The 25,622-nt window shown below is 46.2% G+C and carries 24 protein-coding genes; 13 read left to right on the top strand and 11 right to left on the bottom strand.

Annotation, left to right across the window (positions count from 1 at the left end):
* The first annotated feature begins 101 nt into the window (after window positions 1-101).
* Window positions 102-374 (top strand): sll1863 family stress response protein, encoded by a 273-nt coding sequence (locus ABW391_RS12925; RefSeq protein WP_353482293.1) that lies wholly within the window; start codon window positions 102-104, stop codon window positions 372-374.
* A gap of 76 nt (window positions 375-450) precedes the next feature.
* Window positions 451-1,752 carry a M16 family metallopeptidase gene (locus tag ABW391_RS12920; protein WP_353482315.1) on the top strand — a complete coding sequence of 434 codons (1,302 nt, stop codon included), beginning with the start codon at window positions 451-453 and terminating at the stop codon, window positions 1,750-1,752.
* A gap of 85 nt (window positions 1,753-1,837) precedes the next feature.
* Here ABW391_RS12920 and ABW391_RS12915 read toward each other — a convergent pair whose 3' ends face one another.
* Window positions 1,838-3,196: a peroxiredoxin family protein gene (locus tag ABW391_RS12915; RefSeq protein ID WP_353482292.1), complete on the bottom strand. Its 1,359-nt coding sequence runs from the start codon at window positions 3,194-3,196 to the stop codon at window positions 1,838-1,840.
* Window positions 3,197-3,249: 53 nt separating this feature from the next.
* Between ABW391_RS12915 and ABW391_RS12910 the strand changes: the two genes are divergently transcribed.
* The 4 genes from ABW391_RS12910 (at window position 3,250) to ABW391_RS12895 (ending at window position 9,021) form a co-directional block, all read left to right on the top strand.
* On the top strand, window positions 3,250-5,013 hold the full coding sequence (locus ABW391_RS12910; protein ID WP_353482291.1) for a ShlB/FhaC/HecB family hemolysin secretion/activation protein: 1,764 nt from the start codon (window positions 3,250-3,252) through the stop codon (window positions 5,011-5,013).
* A 266-nt stretch (window positions 5,014-5,279) separates the two neighbouring features.
* The gene (locus tag ABW391_RS12905; RefSeq protein ID WP_353482290.1) at window positions 5,280-6,536 is read left to right on the top strand and encodes an MFS transporter; all 1,257 of its coding nucleotides are present in this window, start codon (window positions 5,280-5,282) and stop codon (window positions 6,534-6,536) included.
* 83 nt (window positions 6,537-6,619) lie between these two features.
* A complete protein-coding gene (gene hemW / locus ABW391_RS12900; RefSeq protein WP_353482289.1) occupies window positions 6,620-7,762 on the top strand; it encodes a radical SAM family heme chaperone HemW in 1,143 nt (380 codons plus the stop codon).
* 194 nt (window positions 7,763-7,956) lie between these two features.
* Window positions 7,957-9,021 (top strand): fatty acid desaturase, encoded by a 1,065-nt coding sequence (locus ABW391_RS12895; protein WP_353482288.1) that lies wholly within the window; start codon window positions 7,957-7,959, stop codon window positions 9,019-9,021.
* Window positions 9,022-9,113: 92 nt separating this feature from the next.
* Here ABW391_RS12895 and ppgK read toward each other — a convergent pair whose 3' ends face one another.
* The 5 genes from ppgK to ABW391_RS12870 form a co-directional block, all read right to left on the bottom strand.
* Window positions 9,114-9,851, bottom strand: a complete 738-nt coding sequence (gene ppgK, locus ABW391_RS12890) for a polyphosphate--glucose phosphotransferase (RefSeq protein ID WP_353482287.1) — start codon at window positions 9,849-9,851, stop codon at window positions 9,114-9,116.
* Between the two features lie 67 nt (window positions 9,852-9,918).
* Window positions 9,919-10,806, bottom strand: coding sequence for a peptidylprolyl isomerase (locus ABW391_RS12885; protein ID WP_353482286.1), 888 nt, complete (start codon window positions 10,804-10,806; stop codon window positions 9,919-9,921).
* Between the two features lie 14 nt (window positions 10,807-10,820).
* Window positions 10,821-11,186, bottom strand: coding sequence for a hypothetical protein (locus ABW391_RS12880; protein ID WP_353482285.1), 366 nt, complete (start codon window positions 11,184-11,186; stop codon window positions 10,821-10,823).
* A gap of 38 nt (window positions 11,187-11,224) precedes the next feature.
* The gene (locus tag ABW391_RS12875; RefSeq protein WP_353482284.1) at window positions 11,225-12,469 is read right to left on the bottom strand and encodes an FtsX-like permease family protein; all 1,245 of its coding nucleotides are present in this window, start codon (window positions 12,467-12,469) and stop codon (window positions 11,225-11,227) included.
* Between the two features lie 86 nt (window positions 12,470-12,555).
* Entirely contained in the window at window positions 12,556-13,131 is a 576-nt protein-coding gene (locus ABW391_RS12870) for a DUF3109 family protein (RefSeq protein ID WP_353482283.1), read from the bottom strand.
* A gap of 384 nt (window positions 13,132-13,515) precedes the next feature.
* Here ABW391_RS12870 and ABW391_RS12865 point away from each other — a divergent pair, with 384 nt between their 5' ends.
* Window positions 13,516-14,829 carry a citrate (Si)-synthase gene (locus tag ABW391_RS12865; protein WP_353482282.1) on the top strand — a complete coding sequence of 438 codons (1,314 nt, stop codon included), beginning with the start codon at window positions 13,516-13,518 and terminating at the stop codon, window positions 14,827-14,829.
* Window positions 14,830-14,884: 55 nt separating this feature from the next.
* The gene (gene gcvH / locus ABW391_RS12860; RefSeq protein ID WP_353482281.1) at window positions 14,885-15,265 is read left to right on the top strand and encodes a glycine cleavage system protein GcvH; all 381 of its coding nucleotides are present in this window, start codon (window positions 14,885-14,887) and stop codon (window positions 15,263-15,265) included.
* Between the two features lie 57 nt (window positions 15,266-15,322).
* Here the strand turns inward: gcvH and ABW391_RS12855 are convergent, their stop codons facing one another.
* From ABW391_RS12855 to lpxK, 5 genes are all read right to left on the bottom strand, one after another.
* Window positions 15,323-16,144 (bottom strand): DUF4349 domain-containing protein, encoded by an 822-nt coding sequence (locus ABW391_RS12855; RefSeq protein WP_353482280.1) that lies wholly within the window; start codon window positions 16,142-16,144, stop codon window positions 15,323-15,325.
* Window positions 16,145-16,270: 126 nt separating this feature from the next.
* A complete protein-coding gene (locus tag ABW391_RS12850; protein ID WP_353482279.1) occupies window positions 16,271-16,885 on the bottom strand; it encodes an RNA polymerase sigma factor in 615 nt (204 codons plus the stop codon).
* Window positions 16,873-17,952, bottom strand: coding sequence for a glycosyltransferase (locus ABW391_RS12845; protein WP_353482278.1), 1,080 nt, complete (start codon window positions 17,950-17,952; stop codon window positions 16,873-16,875). The genes ABW391_RS12850 and ABW391_RS12845 overlap by 13 nt, the downstream gene beginning before the upstream one ends.
* 49 nt (window positions 17,953-18,001) lie before the next feature.
* Window positions 18,002-19,309: a 1-acyl-sn-glycerol-3-phosphate acyltransferase gene (locus ABW391_RS12840; protein WP_353482277.1), complete on the bottom strand. Its 1,308-nt coding sequence runs from the start codon at window positions 19,307-19,309 to the stop codon at window positions 18,002-18,004.
* A gap of 44 nt (window positions 19,310-19,353) precedes the next feature.
* Complete coding sequence (gene lpxK / locus ABW391_RS12835) at window positions 19,354-20,421, bottom strand: tetraacyldisaccharide 4'-kinase (RefSeq protein ID WP_353482276.1); 1,068 nt, start codon at window positions 20,419-20,421, stop codon at window positions 19,354-19,356.
* A gap of 162 nt (window positions 20,422-20,583) precedes the next feature.
* Between lpxK and ABW391_RS12830 the strand changes: the two genes are divergently transcribed.
* The 5 genes from ABW391_RS12830 (at window position 20,584) to ABW391_RS12810 (ending at window position 25,494) form a co-directional block, all read left to right on the top strand.
* Window positions 20,584-20,988 carry a hypothetical protein gene (locus ABW391_RS12830; protein WP_353482275.1) on the top strand — a complete coding sequence of 135 codons (405 nt, stop codon included), beginning with the start codon at window positions 20,584-20,586 and terminating at the stop codon, window positions 20,986-20,988.
* On the top strand, window positions 20,981-21,418 hold the full coding sequence (locus tag ABW391_RS12825; RefSeq protein ID WP_353482274.1) for an HNH endonuclease: 438 nt from the start codon (window positions 20,981-20,983) through the stop codon (window positions 21,416-21,418). The genes ABW391_RS12830 and ABW391_RS12825 overlap by 8 nt, the downstream gene beginning before the upstream one ends.
* Window positions 21,415-23,073, top strand: a complete 1,659-nt coding sequence (locus ABW391_RS12820) for a M1 family metallopeptidase (RefSeq protein WP_353482273.1) — start codon at window positions 21,415-21,417, stop codon at window positions 23,071-23,073. Before ABW391_RS12825 ends, ABW391_RS12820 begins: the two co-directional genes overlap by 4 nt.
* 42 nt (window positions 23,074-23,115) lie before the next feature.
* On the top strand, window positions 23,116-24,168 hold the full coding sequence (locus tag ABW391_RS12815; protein ID WP_353482272.1) for a sugar phosphate isomerase/epimerase family protein: 1,053 nt from the start codon (window positions 23,116-23,118) through the stop codon (window positions 24,166-24,168).
* 141 nt (window positions 24,169-24,309) lie between these two features.
* On the top strand, window positions 24,310-25,494 hold the full coding sequence (locus ABW391_RS12810) for an ATP-binding protein (protein WP_353482271.1): 1,185 nt from the start codon (window positions 24,310-24,312) through the stop codon (window positions 25,492-25,494).
* The last annotated feature ends 128 nt before the right edge of the window (window positions 25,495-25,622 follow it).

Genomic DNA, 25,622 nt, shown 5'->3' with positions numbered 1-25,622 from the left:
AACTTTTCCAAATCCAATTCTGTTACTTACAAGACTTTGAAAAAAAGTACTTTAGCGTGTCATTTGCGCTCTAATGAATTTTTAACCTCAAAAATACCACAATGGACAAGGACCAACTGAAAGAGCAGCTGAATGCTGCCAAAGACAAAGCTCAGGAAAAACTGGCTCAATTGACAGAAATGGCCAAAGACGCCGCTGCCGAAGCTAAAGAAGAAATCCAGGAGCAAATTGAATTCTTGAAAGGCGCAACCAGCAACTTGGGCGAAAAACTTGAAGAATTGGGTGCTGAAGCCAGCGAAGAGTTTGGCGAACTCAAAGAGAAAGCCATTAGCGGCATCAATGCCTTGAAAGAGCGTTTTAAGGATTGGTTTTAATTTTAGCACCTCGGCTTCGTACAGCACGGGTTGCCGGGCAAAGCCGAGGTACACCACTTTTCAACTTTTACCAGTGATTACATACCACCGTTTTGTATTGGACAATGGTTTGCGGGTGTTGGTACATGAGGATCCCAGTACACCAATGGCGGCAGTCAATGTATTGTACAACGTAGGCTCACGCGACGAGCAGCCCCACAAAACCGGATTTGCCCACCTCTTCGAACACCTCATGTTTGGGGGATCGGCCAATATTCCCGACTTTGACGACCCGCTTCAATTGGCGGGCGGCGACAATAACGCGTTCACCAACAACGATTTCACCAATTTTTATGAGGTACTCCCAGCTCAAAACCTGGAAGTGGCCTTTTGGTTGGAATCGGATCGCATGCTCAGTCTCAATTTTGACCCCCAAGTACTCGAAGTACAACGGAAAGTGGTCGTAGAAGAATTCAAAGAGACCTGCCTCAACCAGCCCTATGGCGACATGTGGCACCACCTCTCTGAAATGGCTTACGAAACCCACCCTTACCGCTGGCCCGTAATTGGGCTGGTGCCGGAGCATGTAGAGAGTGCCACGATGGACGATGTGCAGGATTTTTACTTCCATCATTACCGCCCCAACAATGCGGTACTGGCCGTATGTGGCAACGTCAAATTGAGTCAGGTCAAAAAACTGGCCAAAAAGTGGTTTGCAGATATTCCCGCTGGAGACATTCCTGCACGCGACATTTCCCGCGAGTCGCCTCAACTGCACATGAAAGAAAAGATCCAGGAAACCAATGTTCCATTGGATGCCCTGTACCTTGCTTTTCATTGCTGCGATCGGGTGCACCCTGATTTTTACATTACCGATTTGTTGTCGGATGTCCTGAGCAACGGCCCTTCTTCGCGCTTGTACCGGCGGTTGTTGAAGGAAAAACAATTGTTTTCTCAAATCGATGCCTACATCACCGGAACCCTGGATCCAGGGTTGTTCATCATCGAAGGTCGGCCTTCCGATGGCGTAAGCCTGGAGACCGCGGAAGCCGCCATTTTAGAAGAGCTACAATTGTTGCTCGATGAGCGCCTGGATGAAGACGAACTGCAAAAGTGTAAGAACCGTGCGGAAAGCGCTTTGGTTTTTTCAGAATTGAGCGCCCTGGGCAAAGCGATGAACCTGGCTTTCTTTGAGTTATTGGGCGATGCAGATCTCATCAACCGCGAACCCGAACTCTACGCCCAAATCACTGCCGAAGACATGCATCGGGTAGCCCAGCAATTGTTCAGAAAAGAAAATTGTACCAAATTGTACTATAAGGCGATACCTGGCGCCGCCGCAATGGCCGGCTTTTCAGGTGGGATGGACGATGACGACGATGATGATGATGATTATTAAAGTATTAAGGGTTGCGGACACTGAACCGGCGGCACTTCGACTTCGCTCAGTGACCGCCGGTTCAGTGTCCGCAACCCTTAATACTCTAGCGGTTCAAAACCTCTGCCAATTTCGCTTCCAAAGATGGGCCGCGTAAATCAGTGGCAACGATTTTACCCTGCGGGTCAATCAGGAAAGTTTTAGGGATGCCTTGCACCTCGTACATTTGAGCTACTTCATTTGACCAGCCTTTCAAGTCGCTGACGTGTTTCCAGGTCAACTTATCATCTTGGATGGCCTTCAGCCAGCGTTCTTTGGCATCATCCAGACTTACACTCAGGATCTCGAATCCTTTGGTTTTGTACTTGTCGTACATCATTACCACATTGGGGTTTTCGCGCCGACAAGGGCCGCACCAGCTTGCCCAGAAATCGATCAGCACATATTTGCCACGCAAATCGCTCAATTTGATGTTTTTGCCATCAGGAGTAGCCTGCGCAAAATCAGGGGCAACGGCACCTACCATCAAGCGCATGGCGCGATCCAGTTCTGCCTTAATTGAAGCCGCAGCCTGGGGATTTTTTGCGCCAAACGTTTTGACAAAAGATTGTGCGTACTCAGCATAGGCTGGGTGCTTGCGCTCCTGGAGGCCAGTCATGATGCCCGCCAAAGCCAACTGTTGCGCTTCGCCGCCACTAGGAAACTTGCCCATCGTGTTGTTGAGATACATTTTGACTTCATCCAGTGGTAAGCCTACCCCGGCCAGGGTTTGGGCGTAAGAGCGGAAATTTTCATACACCCAGGGCATGCCGTTGTAGCCAGCATCTGTGAAGTCCACAAAGTGGAAAAACTCATTGGCAAAATATTCCAGTTCGCCAGGGTAGCCTTTGGCGTTGTTGGGATAAGAAACGTAGGTATTGATGGCAGCTACGCGGCCAAAAACCGGGCTGACTTTTTTCAAAGAATCCAGAAAAGCTACTTTTTTATCATCTACAGCTTTCAATTCTGCATTGGCGGCACTCTTGGCGGCTTCACCCTGAGCGGAGGCCCATTTGCGCAGCGCCATGCCGTGCTGGGTGTTGTGGGCATTGATGCGGGCTTTTACCTTATCATAATCCTGATTGATTTTTGAATTGGCAATTTGCGTCTGGCGGATGTTTCCACAATCTCCGGTTATGGTCACTCCGGTTTCGCTACCCAACAAAATGGGGCGCTGGTTATTGGCAAACGAACCGACATAATAAAATTTCGGCTCACTTTTGGGTAGACTGAAAGTGTACTCATTGGCGTTAGTAGCCATAACCCGTTGTACCTCGCGGAAAGTTATCCCGTCGAACGCAAACAAGGCCATTGAACCCTGGCAACCCGTAACAACGCACTTGACGCTGATTTTTTCTTGAGCTTGTGCTGCAAAACTTGCCACCAGCAAGCTGAGCATCAAAAAAATGTACTTCAAAGATTTCATCACTTAAATTTGGTGTAAAATTAATCGTAAACCCTTATACAAGGTCTTAATGAATGTTTAAAGTTTTGGCACTGACGCGAATATTCTTGCTTTTATGTTGTGTCTGCGACGTAAGCCAAACCCTTTTCGCCCAAAAAAAACTGAATATTGTCAGTCCTTCCACTTTACCCAATGGAATAAATGCCGCTTCGTACACTTATACTGATAGCTTGTCGCTCAACAATAGCTTGTCGCGTTTGGTCGCTGATTTACAACAAAGAGCTTATCTCGAAGCTTCGATAGACGGCACTGGGCTGCGCGATTCGATCCTGCAAGTCTGGTTGCACCTGGGACCAGCCTATCATTGGGGCAGCTTGAAGCTGGAGGGCATTCCCTCAGAATGGGCACAAGGTGCAAATACCATTTTGCGCAGCAAAAAGTCAGTGATAGACTTGAATAAACTGGAATCTGTCAAAAAAGAGCTGGTTCAACAAGCGGCAAATGCGGGTTATCCCTTTGCCAGGGTTTGGTTGGATAGTGTAGTGGCTACGCCCGGAATTTTGGAAGGGGTATTGCGCTTGGAAAAAGGGAACCTGTACCGTTTTGATACGCTAATTTTGCGCGGGGATGCCCACATTGCTCCGGCTTATCTCCGAAAGTACCTGGGATTGCAAAACAAGCAGTTGTATGACCAATCAAAGCTGAGTCGAATTCGCGAACGCATTCAGGAATTGCCTTTTTTACAAATGAAAACTGCTCCTGAAGTTGAGTTTATCGGTTCAAGAGCACTGGTTGTGCTGGAATTGGCGCGCCAAAAAGCGAGTCGTTTTGATTTTATCATTGGGGTTTTGCCCAATAGCCAACAGACCAAAAAGCTACTGGTTACTGGTTCGTTTGAGGGAGAGTTGCAAAATCAATTTGGCCTAGGGGAACGGCTTTACGTGCGTTTTGAGCAGTTGCGGCCATCCAGTCCGCGGCTGGATTTGCAATTCAATTATCCTTTTGTGGCCAATTTGCCCATTGGTGCAGATTTCAAGCTGCATTTGTACAAGCGGGACACTGCTTTTTTGGACCTGGATCTGGATCTGGGTTTGCAATATTTATTGGAAGGGGGCAATTACCTGAAAGTTTTTTGGAACCAGCGGAGTTCGCGCCTTTTGCAATTGAATGAAAGCCAATTGCTCAAAACGAGAACCTTGCCCGCCACCCTAGACGTATCTTACGCTTCATTTGGGTTGGAATTTCGACAGCAAAAACTGGATTACCGACTCAATCCACGCCGAGGCTGGGCCTTGCTGGGGCGAGGTGGTGCGGGTACCAAACGCATTTTACCCAATAACCGCATCACCGAGCTGGGGTTTACTGAACTGTATGATACCCTGCAATTGCGCATTTTTCAATACCGCCTGCTGAGTGAGAGCGAAGCGTATTTGCCCCTGGGCAAAAACAGTACCCTCAAACTCAAAGCAAGTACCGGCTGGACAATCGCGAACCAGCCCATTTTGCAAAACGAGCAGTTTCGCATCGGAGGCAACCGCCTTTTGCGGGGTTTCAATGAAGAAATCGTTTTTGCTACCAACTATGCTGTTGGTACCATGGAGTACCGCTTGCTGTTGAACCGCAATTCGTTTTTGTATTCTTTCCTGGATTACGCCTGGATTGCCAACCACACCACCACCGTGCAGGAAGATTATCGAGCCTATGGCTTTGGCGCAGGAATTACGTTTGAAACCAAGGCGGGTTTGTTTGGCCTGAGTTTGGCTTTTGGTACTCGGACGGGTACTGCGCTTGATTTTGCAGGACCGAAGGTGCATTTTGGGTATGTGAGCTTGTTTTAAATCGGATATTTCGTTTGGAACCCTCTATTTTCTTGCAAGACATATTCTCACTTCTCACATTTCCGCGTATTTTGCCGCTTAGGGACGGGAGTTAAATAAAGTTGCAAAGTTGACTCGGCTATTTTTTGATTTGGCAAGGCTCGAGGAAGGCGCATAGCCAGCCTACGCAACTGACGAGTAACGCAGCAAAATCAAAAAAGAGCCCAGTCAGAATGTAACTTTATTTAAATTCCGTCCCTTACACCTACACAACAGTACAAAAGACCATGAGTAAACCATTGACGTCGAAAATCCTCAACTCCACCGTAATTGTAGCCGGGCTGGGTTATTTTGTAGACATCTACGATTTGCAGCTGTTCAACATCATCGGCAAAGAAAGCATCCAGAGTCCGGTGGGACTGAACGTATCCAATCCGGATCAGGTAGCCAGTTTGTTTGACAACAACCTCTTTTACTGGCAAATGGCCGGAATGTTGGTGGGTGGCTTGTTTTGGGGCGTTTATGGCGACCGTCGTGGGCGCAAATCCATTTTGTTTGGCTCCATTTTGATGTATTCGGTGGCCAACTTGTTGAATGCTTTTGTCACTACAGTTGAGCAATATCAAGCGGTACGTTTCTTGGCTGGATTGGGTTTGGCCGGAGAATTGGGTGCGGCCATCACTCTGGTATCCGAAATCATGACCAAGGAAAACCGGGGCTGGGGTACGGCCATCATCGTTACACTGGGCGCTTTGGGAGCGGTGGTAGCTGCATTGATTGCCAATTTCAAGATTGCCCTATTTGGGCTGGAAGCCTGGCAAACGGCGTACATCCTTGGCGGCGTATTGGGCTTACTCTTGCTGTTGTTGCGTTTTGGAACGTTTGAGTCTGGCATGTTTGAGCAGTTGGAAAAGAAAACATCCCGAGGGAATTTCTTTATCCTTTTTCAAGAACGCGAGCGTTTTATCAAGTACCTGCATTGCATCAGCATTGGGTTGCCGGTTTGGTTTGTACTGGGCACTTTGGTCAAACGCGCGCCCGGATATGCCGAGCACATTGGCACCACTACCCCGGTAAGCGTGGCCACTGCGGTTATGATGGCTTATTTGGGGCTTTCCATCGGGGATTTGATCAGTGGCTTCTTGAGTCAGATTTTGCGCAGTCGCCGCAAGGTGGTGCTGCTATACCTGGGCTTGTCTTTGGTGACCACGCTGGTCTATGTGTTTATTCAAAACCTGTCGGTATATGGCTTTTATGTCTTGATTTTCATCTTGGGCATCAGTACGGGGTATTGGGCCTTGTTTGTGACCATTGCTTCCGAGCAATTCGGCACCAACATTCGTGCTACCGCTACCACCACGGTTCCCAACTTTGTGCGGGGATCGGTTATCCCCATTGGCTTGAGTTTTTCATACCTGATGGGGGCAACCACGTCATTGACCACTTCCACCTTAATCATCGGTGGGGTGTGTTTTAGTTTGGCGGCATTCTCAATTTTGAGTTTGCCCGAAACCTTCGGGAAGAGTTTGGATTACCTGGAATAATAGACTTTAGGAGCAGAACGTGACTTGGCCATAACGGGGTTTCAAGCACGTTCTGTTCCTAAGTACCAATAAACTAAAAAATTGTGCCAGGAATCTACCTTCACATCCCCTTTTGCAAGCAAGCCTGCCACTACTGCAACTTTCATTTCAGCACTTCGCTGAATCAAAAAGGAGCAATGGTGGAAGCCATTGTGCGTGAACTGGAGCTTCAAAAGGATTATTTAAAAGGTGCTTCCTTGAGCAGCATTTATTTTGGCGGAGGCACGCCCTCTTTGTTGAGTGGAGCGGAGCTGGAATACATCTTTGCCAAAATCTACCAAATGCATCCCGTAAACGAAGATGCAGAGATTACCCTGGAAGCCAACCCCGATGATTTGGATGCGGCCAAATTGCAGGCATTGCGGGATACTCCTGTAAACCGACTGAGCATTGGCATTCAATCTTTTGCAGAGGAGGATTTGCGGTTTATGAATCGGGCCCACAACGCCACCGAAGCTCGGGCTTGCATTGAAAATGCCCTGAAACAAGGTTTTGAAAACCTGACCCTCGATTTGATTTACGGCTCACCTACCACTAGCCATGCGCGATGGAAAACCAATCTGGAGACCGTTTTCCAATACCCCATTCCTCACTTATCTGCTTATTGTCTGACGGTAGAGGCCAAAACTGCGTTGGATCATTTTGTGCGCAAAGGATTGGCGGCTCCAGTTGACGAAGAACACGCCAATGCGCAGTTTCAGTACCTCATGGACGCTACCCGTGAGCGGGGTTATGAGCATTACGAAATTTCAAATTTTGCAAAACCGGGTTGGCATGCGCGCCACAATTCAAGTTATTGGCAAGGGGAATCTTACTTGGGCATCGGCCCTTCGGCCCATTCTTTTGATGGTACTTCCCGGCAATGGAATGTAGCGAACAATGCCAAATACCTGAAAATATTGGGGAACACTGAGCTCCAGGATTTAGCCCAGGCGGAATTGTTTGAGCACGAAATCCTGAGCCCGGCTACCCGTTACAATGAATACATTATGACCGGATTGCGCACCATCTGGGGTTGCCAACTTGAAAAGATTGATCCTGCTTTTTGGGCTTTTTTTTTAGAAAACGTACAGCCGTTTCTGGCTAAAGGTTTGGTTCTTGAGCATGCACATACCTACCGATTGAGTGAGGCCGGTAAATTTATGGCCGATTTCATTGCTGCGGAGTTGTTTTCTGTTGAGGAATGAATGGGAAAATCTGTGGTTTGGAAGTGTAACCGAAAAGGTGGTGGACACGGCAATTAGCCCTATTTTGGTGATTCGCCAATGCTAAGCATTCGGAGGAAATGTCAATTTCTGTCCAATCTTATGTGTAAATGTCCTTGGCATATATCAATGGATAGTGTAGCTTTGATCTTTATTTTGTTAAACGATCATACCTTATGTCCAACCAACAGCAAAATGATGAGTTGCGTCAGCGACTCCAAAACTGGCCAACCCTTTTTCAAAAATACGCGCAGGCCAGTACCCAAAAAGCAGTATTTCAAATCATCAGTACTTTTTTGCCTTATCTAGGCTTGTGGGCTTTGATGTACTGGAGTACTTTTTATTCCTGGTGGATTACTTTCGGTTTGGCGGCCATCAATGCCTTGTTTTTGGTGCGCATTTTTATTATTCAACACGATTGCGGCCACCGTTCGTTTTTGCAAAACCAGCTCGCCAACAAAATAATTGGCTGGGTATGTAGCTTTTTTAGCACCATTCCTTATTCTTACTGGGCAGGGGTACACAACTATCACCACGGCCACAGCGGACAACTTGAAATTGAAATCCGCGATATCGGCGATCTAAAAGTGATGACCGTAAAAGAATTTCGGGAAGCAACACCTTTGCAGCGTTTTGGGTACCGCATTTACCGCATGCCCATCGTTACCTTTGTGATTGCTCCAATCATTTACCTCAGCTTTTACAACCGCATTCCATTGGTCAACCTGAGTGGCTGGAAAAAAATCCACACCCAATTGCACCTCAACAACCTGGCCATGTTGGCTTTCTATTTGTTGTTGGGCTGGCTACTGGGTTGGCAGCGTTTCTTCTTCATTCAGTTGAGTATTGTTTTCCTGTTTGGCATCATCGCCATGTGGTTCTTTTACGTACAACACCAGCATGAAGAGGCTTACAAAGAATGGAAAGACAAGTGGGAGTATGCACTTTCGGCCGTGAAAGGCAGCACTTACTACAAATTGCCCAGAATTATGCAATGGCTAACCGGCAATATTGGCTTTCACCACATCCACCACCTGAATTCTAAAATTCCGAATTATAACCTGGAGCGTTGCGCCAAGGACAATGCTTTTCTGGATCAATACATCACAACCGTGACCTTCTGGGAGAGTTTGAAGCTGATGCACAACAAACTTTGGTGCGAGGAAAAGAAAAGGATGATTACGTTTATTGAGTTTTATCACCGCGAGTATGTGCGTGGTTTGCAGATGCAACGGGCGTAATTACGCACAATCTTAAGTGGTTGAATCTTATTTTGAGCAATCCGATATTTTTCAAACGCGTTTGAAAAATATCGGATTTTTTTGTCTACGATTTATCTCACCGCATAAACCGCAGCACCTACAATACCCGCATTGTTCCGCAATTTAGCGGGACGAACCGGAGTATTGACTTTGAGCAAATGTCCGAAATCGGAAAACTCCTTGCTAACGCCACCGCCCAAAATAAACAAATCGGGGGTGAGCAGGCGCTCCAAATGGCGCAAATATTCACTGAATCGGTTGGCCCATTCTTCCCAGCCCAGTTTTTCTTCTTCCCGAATGCGATTGGAGCAGTAGTGCTCCGCAATACGACCATGCAAATAAAGGTGGCCAAATTCGGTATTGGGTACCAGTGTCCCGTCCACAAATTGAGCAGTGCCCAAGCCAGTACCTATCGTGATGAGCAGGACTACACCTTCCTGATTTTTGCCTTCTCCAAAAGTCAATTCCGCCAAACCAGCCGCGTCAGCATCATTCAGTGCTTTTACCGGATTGCCACAGGCAGCGCTGAATTCTTGTTCGATGTTGTGGCCAATCCAGCTTTTGTCGATGTTGGCAGCGGATTTTGCTACTCCGTGCTGAACGATAGCTGGAAAACCGCAACCGATAGGGCCCTGGTAACCAATCTTCTTGATCAAGCCTTTAAAAGCTTCGGCAATGCTACTAGGGCTGGCAGGTGCTGGCGTGTCTACTCTGACTCGATTGCCGACAATTGCTCCCGTTTCAATATCGACCAAAGCTCCTTTGATTCCTGATCCTCCGACATCTACGCCGAGTATGTGTTGAGCCATTTTTTTTGTTCGAAAGGGTTTCCTTTTTAGGTTTTTGGGGTTCATCCCAAAACCCTAAAACCCTAAATTATTTAATCACTTTTATTTTCATTTTGACATCGCTGGTGGGGCGGTCGCCTGGCAGGGTTGGCTGAGCAGTAATTTTATCTATCACCTCTAAACCCTGAATGACTTGTCCAAAAACGGTGTATTCCCGATCCAAAAATGGAGTGCCACCTACTTTCAGGTAAGCATCCCGTTGGACTTTGCTGTAACGAAAATTTCGACCCCCTTCGGTTTGATTCAATTGCCCGTCGGTCACCGGGCTGCCGTGTACGATGTAAAACTGCGAACCAGAAGAGCTCTTTTGTGGATTGTTGGTACGGGCAGCGGCCAACGCACCCTTGATGTGTACCAACGAGTCTACAAATTCGGCATCGATGGTGTAGTCTGGGCCTCCCATGCCCAGTTGCTGGCCGGGTTTAGCATTTTTGGAGTTGGGATCCCCACCCTGAATCATAAAGCCATCGATTACGCGGTGAAACAAAGTCCCATCATAATAGCCTTGTTCGGCAAGTTTTAGGAAATTATCGCGGTGCTTGGGTGTTCCATCCGATAAGCGAACCAGCATATTGCCGTAGTCCGTTTCAATCAGTACCAAACAAAACTTCGGCGCTTTGATCGAAATGTTGTCTTCGTACGTTTTTGATTTATTGCCTGTTTTGGCAGTCAATTTCACTGCATAAGTTCCTGATGCATAAAAAGTATGCTTTGGAGAGGGTTCTTCAGAGGAATTTCCGTCTCCAAAATCCCAATGGTAGCCTTCGGCAGGCTTGGGAGAAGTGTTTTTGAATTCAACTGGAGCGGGAGCTTCGCCAGCCCCGCCGTAAGTAAAAGAAGGTTTTGGTAGTGCACAAGCACTCATGGCTGCCGTCAAGAGCAGCAAAGCGTAGTTAAAACAATGGTTAGACTTCATATCAACACTTACGATTATTCCAATCCACCATTTTCGGCTTCTATTTCGCGAAAATATTGGATCACTTTGATTTTTAAAAATTCTTCTTGTGCTTCCACCCCTTTGGTTTCGATGGGTAAAACGGCATCGTAATGCGGCCATCCATCGGCGTCTCGACCCACAAAGCGATAATACCCATCGTAACTCAACAGGCGACAAATCGCGATGTGCATCAAATCCTGCTTTTCCTCTTTGGTGTATTCTTTTTTCCAACGCCCCAATTCCTGAATGCCGATAAGGAACAAAATGCCATTCAAATCAGGCAAGGCGTCTTTGCCAAAGGTTTTTTGCACCAGGTGCCTCACCCGCAACCACTCAAAATCCAATTTCCAAATGTCCATTTTTGTTGTTTTCAGCGCCGCAAAGGTAAAAAAAATACTCACTCTTCACGGATCACGGTAGGAATTTGACGCGCCCTCAAAGCTGGAGGAATGGAAGCAAGGCCACCAATGAATAAGACGGTGATACACACTACCACAAAATCAACCAGACGGATGCTGACTGGATAAGAGTCCACTGCAAAAGTGCCAGGCATGGATACGATACCAAATTGCTTTTGCAGAAAATAAATTACCAGTGCCAACACAAATCCAAGTCCTACCCCTAGACCTGTTAGTAAAAACCCTTCAACCAGGAATATGTTGCGAATGGTGTTGTCGCGAGTGCCCATGGACTTAAGGATGGAAATGTCTTTCTTCTTTTCGAGTACGATCATCCACAAGGCGCCGATCATGTTGAAGGCCACCATCAAAAGCATGAGGCTGACGATGGCAAAGCTCATCCATTTTTCCAAATGCATCAGTTTCATAAATGCTTCTTGCTGATGGTAGCGGTCTTTGATCGTGAATTCAGCGCCCAGTACTTCCGAGATGTCTTGCACCACGGTGGCTGGATTGGCGCCTTCCTTCAATTTAACCTCTAGTGCGCTGACGGCATCCGGCATATTGAGCAGCGCTCGGGCAAACTCAAGGCTGGTAATAACATACTGACCGTTGTACTCTTGCTGCACCACAAACGTGCCAGATGGATAGACAATGCCTCTGCGGAATTGTTGATCGAGCGCTCCTACTTCTTTGCGTTTGGGCATGTATACCACCAATGGAGAAATGAAATCATCGATATTGATAGCCAACTGATTGCGCATTTCCATGCTGACAACAGCCATGTCGATTTGGCCGTCGCGAAGTTGGAATTTGCCTTCTCTTACAGTCGAATCCAGCGCAGTAACTTTTATGACTGTATCGTCAACCCCTTTGAGGGTGCCAAAATCCTGTTTGCCGTCGTATTCAAAAAAAGCAACTTCTTCCAGGCTTTGGGAGACAAAAGCAACGCCGGGAATTTTTTGCAGTTTTTCCATCATCCCATCGGCAATGGTGAAGCTTTTGCCTTGGGTTGGGGTGATTTTGATGTCTGGATTGAAACTGCTGTACAAAGAGTCGATTACCTCTTCAAAACCATTGAACACGGAAAGGATCAATACCAGTGCAGCTGCCCCCACGGCCAACCCAAATACAGCAATTCCCGTGATGAGGTTGATGATGTTCGTTGATTTTTTGGCAAAGAGATACCTCCGGGCAACCCGCCAAATCAATCCCTGATTGTAAATCTTGAAAGAAAAGGGCATGTGAACTGCAAATTAGAACCCCAAAGGTAATAAAATAGGGGTAAAGATTGGATGTTAGACGCATGGTAAGAAAAAGCAAATCCAGCTCATTCTTCCAACACTTTTGCTGCTTCGCAAAGTTCTGTATAAAATGCCTCCCCGTACTTCCGAATCAGTGGTTCTTTCAGAAAAACGTATACCGGTACTTTTTCTTTCCTACCTAGCGTACACGCCGCCGAACAAATGTCCCATTTATCGTAATTCAGCGCTTCAAAACCGGGTACATCTGCTTTGACCCGGATCGGGTAAAGGTGGCAGGAAATGGGCTTGGGAAAATCCGTTACTCCCGCCCGATGGGCCAGTTCAATGCCACACTTGGCAATGCCAAAATGATCGTAAGTGAGGTATGCGCAAGCGGCATGGTCAATCAATGGGGTACCATAGCCGCCCATTTCTTCAAAATAAACGTACTTGCCTTGTTCCTCAATGGCAGCTCGGCCATCGCTAGTTAAAAAATCTTTGATGGAATCGTAAATCTCGTCAAGAATAGGCAATTCTGCCTTTTCCAAAGGCGCTCCAAAGTCCCCTTCCCAGCAGCAGGCACCTTTGCAGGCATCCAGATCACAGATGAAATGCTCCTGCACCACATCGTCACTGACCAATACATCGTTTACAATCAACATGGATAAATCCTTTTTTGAACAGCAAAACTAAAAAGAAGTAAGAAGGAATTTCAGGTTGCCTTAAAAAACCAAATTATTATTGCATTTTTACACAAACTCCGAAAAACGTGCAAACCCTTCAAGACTTGATGCGTTTTCATTTTAGCACTGATTAGGGGTAGCTAGACCGTTAACCATCTCTAATGCGAAAGGGTCTCTCCACCTACATCCAGTGTTTTTGAAAAAATAAATTACAACAGAATAGTAAATCCCTGTCAAATAGTTTTCATTTGGCGGATTGAAAGTAATATTTTTGCGCCCGGAATTACTTGCACAAAATATTTGTGAGAAATTTCAATCCCAAGAAACAAACGAATAACATTACTAACCATAACACTTACTTGAATGGATACCCTCAAGAAAAAATTCTACGAGAAATCCAGCGCACTAAAGGTCGAAATCAAATCCTTGCTCAAAGAGTACAGTGAATTGATGGTGGATGACGTAAACCTCGGTCAGATCTATGGTGGTGCCCGCGACATCAAAATGATGGTCTGGGAAACTTCCGAACTGGACTCAATGGAAGGTATCCGCTTTCGGAACATGTCGATTCCGGAGCTCAAAGAGAAACTACCAAAAGGCAAGGATGGCAAAGAGCCACTGCCCGAAGCGCTTTTTTGGCTCATGCTGGTAGGAGAGGTGCCTACTCAGGCTGAAGCAGATTGGCTTACTGAAGAATGGCGCAAGCGCGGAGCCGTTCCAGCTCACGTTTTCACTACCCTGGATTCACTGCCTGCAAATACGCACGCTATGACCCAGTTTTCGATTGCCATCATGGCCATGCAAACCGAGAGTATTTTTGCTGCCAAGTACGACGAAGGCATGAGCAAAGATGAATACTGGGACGCCACCTACGAAGACACAATGAACCTTATCGCCCGTTTGCCACAGGTAGCAGCATATATTTATCGCCGTACTTACGCTGCTGGTCAGCACATTGCACCCAGCACCACCGAAGACTGGTCTGGCAATTACGCACACATGCTGGGGTTTGAAAATGAAGACTTTAAAGCCTTGATGCGCTTGTACTTGACCATCCACGCCGATCATGAAGGAGGCAACGCTTCTGCACATACTACCCATTTGGTGGGGTCTACGCTTAGTGATCCGTACCTGACTTTTGCAGCTGGGATGAACGCTTTGGCTGGGCCACTCCACGGCCTCGCAAACCAGGAAGTGATCAAGTGGATTTTTGATATGTTGGAAGAATTGGGTACGACTGCTCCAACCAAAGAGCAAATTGCCAATTACGTGCATGCTACTTTGGCCAAAGGTCAGGTTGTACCAGGTTATGGTCATGCTGTATTGCGCCGCCCTGATCCACGTTTTATGGCTCAAATGGAGTTTGCCAAAGAATACATCAGCCACGACGATGTTGTAGAAGTGGTTTGGAAAGTATTCGATGTTGTGCCAGGCATTTTGAGTAGCCTCGGCAAAGTCAAAAACCCATGGCCCAACGTGGATGCACACTCTGGCGCCTTGTTGGTGCACTATGGCCTAAAAGAATACGGCTATTATACGGTCTTATTTGGCGTTTCTCGTGCGCTCGGTGTATTGGCTGCTTTGTGCTGGTCACGTGCATTGGGTTTCCCACTTGAACGCCCTAAATCTGTTACCACCGATTGGGTTCGTCAGTTTTTGGCTGCGCAGAAAGCCTAAAACTAAGATTTCTAATACCAAGAGAACCAAATTTATACACTCTAAAAACACAGGTATGAACTTTCCAGATAACTTGCATTATACTTCCGATCACGAATGGATTCGTACGGAAGGGGATATCGCTTTCGTGGGCATTACTGATTTTGCCCAAAGTGAATTGGGCGATATCGTTTACGTTGAGGTAGAAACCATCAATAAACAATTGGTTGCCAACGATATTTTTGGAACAATAGAAGCGGTAAAAACGGTTTCCGATTTGTTTTTACCCGTTGATGGCACCATTTTGGAACTCAACGAAAAACTCAGCGGAACGCCTGAATTGGTCAACTCTGATCCTTATGGAGAGGGTTGGATCATTAAAGTAAGCATTAGTGATCCAGCTCAACTCGATGGGTTGATGGATGCAACTGCTTACGCAAGTAGCGTTGGCGCATAAAGAATAAAAAGACACCAGGTTTGACAAAATCCTCCTGGTGTCTTTTTGCCCAACTACTTACTTTTTTGACCATCGGCGCCACACGAAAAATCCGACCACCCCAAGAAAGATCATGAATGGCCAGATGGAAGTCAGTCCAATGAAAAAATCTACCAATCCATCCCAACCATTGCGCAGGGCTTTAAGCAATCTGTTTTCCGAGACTACCTTTTCTTCTTTTATTTTTTGGTAAAAACTTATATCCAGCGTAGAATAATCCACCCGATTGGAAAGGAAACGCAAGCGTCCTTCAATCGATTCAATTTCCGCGCGCAAATCTCCAATCTGCTTTTCAATCTCCAGGATTTCGGATATTTTATTGGCCCGCTTAAGCAAGTCTTGGTAACGCTGCTCTACCTGCTTTTTGGTTTTGAGTCGTGCTTCTGCGTCTACAAATTCTTCCGTTACATCGGTAGCCTGGATGGTTTTGGTGTCAAAATGATCCACTCCTTTGGAGACCGCTGAAACCAATTGGTCGAAATTCCGAGAAGGGACTCGGATGGTAATGCTTTGTACAATCCGATCGTATTCGTTTTCCGTAAACTCATTGCTTAAATAACCAGCAGTGGCATCTGCAGCCTGACGGATGCGTTGGTAAGTTGACTTTAAGTTGGAGGTTTCAAATTTCAGCGTTCCCGTTTTGATCAGTTTGAGTTTGAAATTTGGCTCTACATTGGGTTTTTGAGCTTCACCAGGAGGAGGTGGAGGAGGAGTCGCTTCCGATTGTGGAGCTGAGGCATCCTTTGCATTCGAGGTTTCATAATAATTGGCAGGAGCTTTATCGCAAGCACTTGTGCAATAGGTAAAAAGCATCCACAACAAAAATATCGATTTGCGCATATTCAGGGTGTTTTAGTTGTCCATGAAGATGCTAAAATAAACCAAAATGGCGTGTCAGTAGATATATTAATGTAGAGACGCGGTGATTCGCGTCTCTACTACAGTATTGTTCTTTGTTCTATGGGGCTAATAGGCCGCCGCATCAGGAGTACACAAAAGGTCGTGAAGAATTTCCCTTGCCCGGTGCAATTGCGCTTTAACTGTACCAAGTGGTACGCACATTTCGGCAGCAATTTCAGCATAGGTACGGTTTTCAAAATAGCGCATTTCCACCATGACCTGGTAACGTTCATTGAGTTGCGTAATCAACGTTCGGATCAAATCGCGTTTTTGAGCGGAAATCAGACATTCTTCCGGATTGAGCGCCTTGGCGCGGATGTTTTCCGAAAAACGACCTTCAAAATCTTCACTGACTTGGGTGTCAATTGATAAGGTTTGGAGCCGACGTTTGCGTTTGTGGTCAATGCAGTGATTGATCGCAATGCGCTGTAGCCAGGTGCCAAAAGCGTAATGTGGACGATACGTGCCGAGATTGCTAAACGCTTTCCCGAATGATTCAAGAGCGAGATCTTCTGCGTCAACCCTGTTGGGTACAATTTTTTGAATGGTACGCAACAGATTGCTCTGGTGTCGTTCCATCAAAATACTGTAAGCGCGTTGGTTTCCATTTACCGCCAATTCAACCAAACTGTGATCGTCTTTGCCCCGGCGGCGGGCCTTGTGTGTTGCTAGTGTTTCCATGTTCGTGGGTTGCCGATTATCAAAACTGGCGCGAACACGATATAGTAGAACAGATAAAGTACATCCAGAAAAAGTATCCAGGGCCAGAGTGAAAGGGATTTCAAACGGCTCAAAATAGGTCGACTTACCATTGCTACTACCGTGGCTCGCGCCAGGTAAAATGCCAATACTAAGCACCATTGATCTCCTACAATACCCCAAGCCAATCCGGCAGAGTAATGCAAAAAATGACTTGCCGCAAGCGTACCCAAACCTATTTTGTGAACGGGTTTGTAGCGCGAGCTGGTCGTCAAATGGCGCGTTTTTTGATGGTAGTAGCCTCCCCAAGTCGATTTGGGGGTCGAAAAAACAAAACTTTTGGCGGCCAACATCACTGCTGTATTTCGTCCAGTCGCAGCAGCAGAGACGAACAAGTCGTCATCACCGGAAGCGATGTCCAAATGTGCGGAAAAACCGTTTTGTTGTTGGTAAAGTGATTTTGTGTAAATCAAATTACGACCAACACCCATGTAAGGTAATCCTACAATTGAAAAGGAAAAATACTGAATAGCGGTGTAAATGGCCTCAAAGCGAATGAAGTGGTTGAGTAAACCTCTTCGAGATTCATATGGACTGTAGCCCAGTCCGATAAAAACATCTTTCTCAATCACAGACTGCATTGAACGCATCCAAAGTGGGGTGGATGGATAACAGTCTGCATCACTTAAAAGAAGCAAATCGTACTTTGCTGCTGCAATACCCACCTGCAAAGCAAATTTTTTGCCTGGTGGATGCGGCTCTTTAATCGTAACAGCGTGTAATATCGAATATTTTATTTTAAACTCCAACAAAATTTTTTCACTGTTATCGCTCGAATTGTCGTTTACGACGATTACTTCAAAGGAAGGGTAGTCCTGGCTGAGGAAACGGTCAAGATATTTTTCAAAATTGTCCGCTTCGTTACATCCGCAGATGACTACTGATATAGAAGGTAGCTTCTCGTCAGGTGTTTTTGACAGGTTTGGATCAGCAACTGGATAGTAAGCTAGGCGTGAAAACAACAATAACCAAAACAACAATTGTACCAAAGTTGCACCCAGAAAGACAATTGCCAGAATTGAGGAGATCATGGGGCAATTATTGAATAAACTGTTGAAGTTGATTTCCGATCGCTTTCCGTTCTGTATTCAACTTGTCTTTGATTGGCCCTAATTTGTACATTTTGAAATAAGACAAAGCACTTTCAACGCGCCTTTTGTTTTTCAACGAAACAAGACCAGTGCCAATCATGGCAAGGATGTAGACGGAGGCTTCCACCCAGGAGCTGAAGCTTCTGATTAAATTGTATACCAGCACATAATAAATGGGCATTGCCACCAATCCCACCGACATTTCAACAGCAGATTTGTAGCCCACATGCAGGTTGAGTTTCTGTACTACCCATCTGCAAAGCGCCAATACTGGCCAATGATTGACCCAGGCAAAGCCCCAAATCGGTGAAAGCAACCCAAAATAAAAGAGCTTTTGGTTGCGCTGAGTCGCCTCAATCTGAGCCAGGTAAACTGCTCCCGAACGCAATTGAGCGGATTGTAACGCTTTTGAATAGGCTTGTACCTGAGCTACAAATCCAGCGTGGTGATCGGCATGCTCAATGGCAAAATTGCGCAAATGGGACAACAATGCTTTGCTGCGTTGAAAAAAATCAGGCAATGGCAATGGTGCATCATCCCGCAGGATTTCCTCCAAAACATGGAGGAGTTGGTCTTCTTCTTCGTCTTTGGTGTTGAGGAGCAAATCTTGCATGCGCTTTTCCAGTAGTGCAGTCAACCTACGCACTGTGCCTTGAGGATCTGCGGCATATGCTTCTTGAAAATCTTTGAGAATGATGGGTTCTCCGGCTTGAATGAGCATCTCACTGCCAAACTGGGTTTTGTCCCCAAAATAGGTGTACCCCAAAGGCAAGATGCGCAGACCCAGTTGAAAATCCTGGTGGTCTTCCGCACTTAAGCTGATGCGTGCTGTGCCAGTTTTGAGTGGCAACAAGTTGCGCTCCAGCTCATTGCCTCCATCGGGCGCGATGAACAAATGCCGGTGTTTGGAAAGGTGCTCGATGGCTTGTTTGAAGGTATCTTCATTGTTTACAGGGCCGCCATCATTGTCTTTGCGGCGCTCCAGCGGGATGCAAAACAAAAAACGTAAAATCCTGCCCACCCAATCGGGTTTAAATAAACGCGCCATAGCCAGAAAATAAATGGATTTATCGACCCAAATGGCACCATTGAGCGCATCCATCAAAGTATTGGGGTGATTGCCAATGATGATGGTTGGCCCCTGAAGTTTTAGCTTTTCCTTGCCCACAATGCTGGTGAAGGGGTAGTACACATTGACCAGCAATTTGATCAGGGCTTTTAATATGGTATAAACGATGCGCTGTAGCAAACTCACGAGAGAAAGTTTTAGGTATTGCGGAAAATTAAAGACAAGACCGCTTAAACTTTAAAATTGAGCAAATAATTTTGGATCAATTGATCAAATTTTGGCCCCTCCTCAAAAAGAAACACAACCTCAATGGGCAAAACAAAAATGGGCAGGTCTTCTCCCTGAATGTATTCCCGGTGTGCTTCCAGGCGCATGGCGTCTTTTTCGGTGGTAACAATGATTTTATTGGGCGAATCCAGGCGCAAAAACTGACCCCGAATGTCGTAAAGATCTTCAGTTGAAAAATTGTGGTGATCGGCGTATTCCTGGCTGGTTACCGTAGCGACTTTGGGCTCCAGGTACGACAGCAAGTAATCTGTTCCAGCAATGGCACTGAGCAATTGCACATCGGTGTCTTTGTCCAATACCTTTATATACGACTGATTGAACATGTAGTACGGGTTGCCGTAAACATACTGGGTGAAAAACACTTGCTGATGAGCAAAAGGCGCCAATTTTTCAATCATTAGATTTTTTTGCTCCAGCGTCAAATCCGCTGGACACTTGCTCACAATCAGCACATCGGCCCTGCGGTAGGCCGAGCGCCACTCGCGCAAGCGCCCAGAAGGCAACAAAAAGTCTTTGAAAAATGGCCGCCCGTATTCCGTCAGCATGATATTCAACCCGGGCGTAACTGCCCGATGCTGAAAGGCATCATCCATTAGAATGGCCTGAATTTCGGGATGCCGACCCACCATCTGGGGGATGCCATAAGCCCTGTTTTCACATACCGTAACGGTTACATCCGGGAATTTGCGGCGGAATTGCAAGGGTTCGTCTCCTACTTCGCTGGCGTTGTGCTCGGCGAGTACATCCAGATAGCCTGTGGTGTTGCGTTTGTACCCCCTGCTTAAAGTGGCCACTTCAATGTAATGGTGCAAAAGCCGCAACAAGTATTCGATGTGTGGCGTTTTTCCGGCCCCACCTACGGAAAGATTTCCAACCGAGATGACGGGTAGGTTGAATTTAACCGAACGGATCAGTCCTGCATTGTACATCCCATTGCGCAGGCTGATGCCAATGCCGTAGATTAATGCCAGCGGGGAAAGCAGAAGTTTGACGATGATGTTGTCGAGCATTTGCAGTAGTTTCTTTCAAGTTGAAGAGGTGCGCGAATTCAAAGTTAGCACGTTTAGCTACTGAAACACCGCCTTCTCCTGTTTTGGTTGTTCTTTTGGATAAAAAACGTATTTTTGTAGAGAACGGTTTCCATCAATTTTTTTTGATAAAATAATAGAAACATGTCAGATGTACAGATTCAACCACCCAAAGCCAGTCCAGAGCAAATTCTTGCGGAGATGGGGCAGCTTGCATTGGAGGAGTTGGAACAAGTTGTTCATAAAGGACGATTTATGATTGCGGAAAGAAAAGCTCCTCACTTGTCAAAGCGGGAGTCAGAGCTTTTTCTGGAAATAAATAAGGGTCTTGACGAAGGGTTTTACCATCGGTATAATGAACTAAAGCAGAAGTTAGAGGATGAAGCAATGACTTCCGCCGAAAATGAAGAATTTATTGGATTCACTGAAATTGTTGAAGAAAGAAATGTGGTGCGTTTGTCGTGTTTAGCAGAATTGGCTGAAATTCGCAAAACAACACTTCCAGAATTGATGACTCAATTGGGACTTTCTAATCATTATAATGGCTAGAGTTTATATCAGTAAATTACTACGGAATCTTGTTTTTGCACGTGCTGAGTATCGATGTGAATATTGTAAGAGTTTATCAGAATATTCCAATCAACCATTTGCAATTGAGCATATTATCCCTTTGGCTAAAGAGGGGACAACAGAACAAGAAAATCTCGCATTGTCGTGTGATGGATGTAACGGGCATAAATATGATAAAATCTCGGGCATTGATCCATATGATGAAAAAGAAGTTCTACTTTTCCATCCCAGAAAAAACAAATGGGAAGATCACTTTGAATGGAGTGAAGAATACACACATATGATTGGAAAAACGCCAACAGGACGCGCTACCATTCAAACCCTTAAACTAAACCGCTCCGGTTTAATCAACAGCAGGAAAATTTTCGTCTTGGCTGGCTTACACCCACCACCAAATTCAACACAATGAAATTTTTGAAAAACATCTGGGCCGGCCTTTTTATGCTCGGCAATACCCTTGTTTGCGCCCAAACCGCCATTCTCGATTCAGGCGGGCCACTCACTCCTGAGCAGGCTGCTTACGATGTGAGCTTTTACGACCTCAACGTCAAAATCACACCCGACACACGTGAATTGGAAGGCCAGGTTGTCGTGCGCGCCAAGGTAGTACAACCAATGAACCAATTGGTACTGGATCTGGATACCTTGCTGACCATCCGCGAAGTATGGGATTTGTCCAATCCCCAAAAACCAGTTGCGGCAACGTATACCCGGAAAGTAGGGAAAATCTGGATCGACTTGGGCTTCACCCGTCAGTCCGGCGAGCAAATTCAGGTACGCGTACTGTATGGGGGCAAGCCCCGCACCGCAATACGCGCACCCTGGGATGGTGGCTTCACCTGGTCAACCACCAAATCTGGTGCGCACTGGATCGCCACTACCTGCCAAAGCGAAGGCGCCGATCTTTGGTGGCCTTGTAAAGACCACGTTTCAGACGAACCCGATTCTATGGCCCTCCACGTCAATGTTCCCGAGCCCTTGGTTGCGGCCTGCAATGGCAAATTGCTCAGTACCAGCAAACACAAAGACGGAACCCAGACTTTTCACTGGTACATTTCTACCCCCATCAACATCTACAACGTTGCCCTCAATATTGCGCCATACCGCGCCATTGAAGGGCAATACAAAAGCGTAGCTGGCGAAAGCTTCCCCATGGTTTTTTATGTACTCCCTGAAGACTACGATAAAGGCAGAAAGCTCTTTACCGAAATCTACGACCACATGAAATTCTACGAAAAACTGCTCGGTCCATATCCGTTCCGCGCCGACAAATATGGGGTAGTACAAACGCCTCACCTCGGCATGGAGCACCAGAGCATCATTGCCTATGGCGCCAATTTTAGCAATGGCAGCATGACCGGAGGCAAAGACTGGGGTTTTGACGCCCTCCATCACCACGAATTCGGCCACGAATGGTGGGGCAACCTGGTGACCAATTACGACTGGAAAGACATGTGGATTCACGAGGGTTTTTGTACCTATATGCAAGCCCTGTATATGGAAGAGCTCAAGGGCATCAAAGGATACCACGAGTACATGGACGGATCGCGCCGCTTTCAGAACAATTTGGCGGTAGCCCCATTGACCTCCCAAACGTCCAAGCAAATTTACCGGGCGCCCATTTATGCCAAAGGAGCCTGGGTTTTGCATGCCTTGCGGGCTGTTATTGGCAAAGAAGCCTTGTTGCGTTCCTTGCGCCGCCTATGTTATGCCAACGCCAAAGCAGAAGACATCAAGGATGGACGTCAGTGCCATTTCGTTACCACCCTTGATTTTCAATTGATTTGTGAAGCAGAAAGTGGCAAATCACTGGGATGGTTTTTTGATGTGTATTTGCGGCAACCCTTCTTGCCCAAGCTCGTATCCAGGGTGGAAGGCCAACAAATTAGCCTGCATTGGGAAACGCCCCAAAACTTGCCCTTTACTTTCCCCGTCGAAGTAAAAATTAATGGAAAAATTCAGCGTATTGATTTGGGTAAAGAAACCATTACCTTATCTTTCAACCCCGGAGATAAACCCGAAGTTGACCCGGATCGCTGGGGTTTGTACGATATTGCAAAATAGGGTGTTAGGTTAAACCTTAAGACCCTAAAACCTATAACAAACATGAAAACCATTCAAGGACCCGCCATTTTCCTGGCGCAGTTCATGGGCGATGAAGCCCCATTCAACAGTTTGGACAGCGTGTGCCAGTGGGCCGCTGGCCTTGGCTACGAAGGCGTTCAAATTCCAACCTGGGATGCGCGTTTGATTGACCTCAAAACCGCTGCCGAAAGCAAAGCGTATTGCGACGATTTGATTGGCAAAATCGATGATCATGGCTTGTCCATCACCGAATTGTCTACCCATTTGCAGGGACAATTGGTGGCAGTACACCCTGCATACGATGCCATGTTTGACGGGTTTGCGCCAGCAGAAGTGCATGGCAACCCCAAAGCCCGTACCGAATGGGCCGTTCAGCAATTGAAATGGGGCGCGCAAGCCAGCAAAAACCTGGGACTGAAATCGCATGTAACCTTTTCTGGTGCATTGCTTTGGCCATTCCTTTACCCATGGCCGCAGCGCCCTGCGGGCTTGGTCGAAACTGGGTTCAAAGAATTGGCAGCGCGTTGGAAACCGATTTTGGATGTATTTGACGAGTGTGGTGTAGATGCTTGTTATGAGCTGCACCCTGGCGAAGACCTTCACGATGGCGCTACTTTTGAAATGTTTGTAGATTACCTGGATGGGCATCCACGTGCCAATATCAACTACGATCCAAGCCACTTTGTATTGCAGTGCCTGGATTACCTAGCATTCATCGATTTGTACCACGATCGGATCAAAGCTTTCCACGTTAAAGATGCGGAATTCAACCCAACTGGCTCACAAGGCGTATACAGCGGATTCCAGGGATGGGTCAATCGCGCTGGACGCTTCCGCTCTTTGGGTGATGGTCAGGTCGATTTCAGTAGCATCTTCAGCAAACTGTCTCAGTACGATTACGATGGCTGGGCAGTATTGGAATGGGAATGCTGCATCAAAAGCCCTGAGCAAGGTGCCGAAGAAGGTGCCCAGTTCATCGCCGATCATATCATCGAAGTAACCGAAAAAGCTTTCGACGACTTTGCAGGTGGCGGATCTGATGAGGCTTTCAACAGAAAAGTGTTGGGGCTTTGAGTTGAAATTATGGATCAAAAATAAGAAGGGCTGGTTCTGAATAAGCGCTAGCCTTTCTTTTTTCAAAAAAAGGACATGTTTTTACATTTTGCGAGCTATATCTCGTATTTTTACGAGTCGTAGCTCGCAAAATGTAAAAATATGTTCGAACGAAAAGAATTAAAAACGCTGTTAAGTCGTCTTGGAGAACCCCGAAATTTCATTCAAGTCATTGTTGGTCCCCGCCAGGTCGGAAAAACAACCTTGATTCGACAACTGATTCCTAAACTTGAAATCCCGGTATTCTTTTTCTCAGCAGACGATATTGTGGCCGCTGATCGCACCTGGCTTAGAGGAATTTGGGAGGCTGGTCGTCAGCGACTTAAAGCCAGTTCCGCTAACGAAGGTATTCTCATCATTGACGAAATTCAAAAAATCAACAACTGGAGCGAAACCATAAAAGCAGAATGGGATCGAGATACTTTTGACAATATTGAATTGAAAGTGGTACTCTTAGGTTCTGCACGGTTGCGTATCCAGCAGGGGCTTAGCGAATCTTTGGCAGGCAGATTTGAAGTTATTCCCATGTTGCAGTGGAGCTTCAAAGAAATGGAAGCTGCTTTTGGATATTCAGCTGAACAATACGTTTGGTTTGGAGGCTATCCGGGTGCTGCAATTATGTATCAAGACGAAACTAGGTGGATAGATTATATGAAAGATTCGATTCTTGAAACCACCTTATCCAGAGATATTCTGATGCTAAGTCGGGTTGAAAAACCTGCATTGTTGCGCCGTTTATTGGAATTAGGCAGTAGATATAGTGGACAAATTTTGTCTTACACCAAGATATTAGGGCAATTACAAGATTCTGGAAATGTGGCCACCTTGGCGCACTACAACGAATTGTTGAATACAGCAGGCTTATTGGGGAGTATTCAGAATTTTCATCAGCACGTTGCACGAAGCAAAGCTTCATTGCCAAAATGGCAAGTTCATGATCCTTCTTTATTGAGTATCCAGATTGGAAATTCGTTTCGAAACATTCGTCAAGAACCTGAAAATTGGGGACAATGGGTTGAGAATGCTGTAGGAACTCACCTTCTACACGCAGCCACCAAACGGGAATGCCAATTGTGGTATTGGCGAGATCGCAATCAGGAAGTAGATTTCGTCATCGAACGAAATGGGAAGATAATCGGCCTTGAAGTAAAAAGCAATAATACCGCTTTTACCAAAGGCATGGATTCCTTTAATCAATTATATGCGCCACATAAGATGTTCTTGATCGGTGAACGCGGATTACCCTGGCAAGAGTTTTTGAAAATCGAAATTTCGGATTTATTTTGATTTTACCCAAAAAAGTTGACTATGGTGCGCAGGGTTATTCTTACCTGCTCGTCTAACCAACCGTAACGCATTTGCTTGGGAACGATGAAGAAATAAATGGGGTAGTTATTTTTTCATCGTTCCCTATA

The organism is Haliscomenobacter sp. (genome assembly GCF_040403615.1).
Lineage (GTDB): Bacteria > Bacteroidota > Bacteroidia > Chitinophagales > Saprospiraceae > Haliscomenobacter.
Note: the sequence above shows the minus strand (reverse complement) of the source record. Positions and strands in the feature narration are given on the sequence as shown.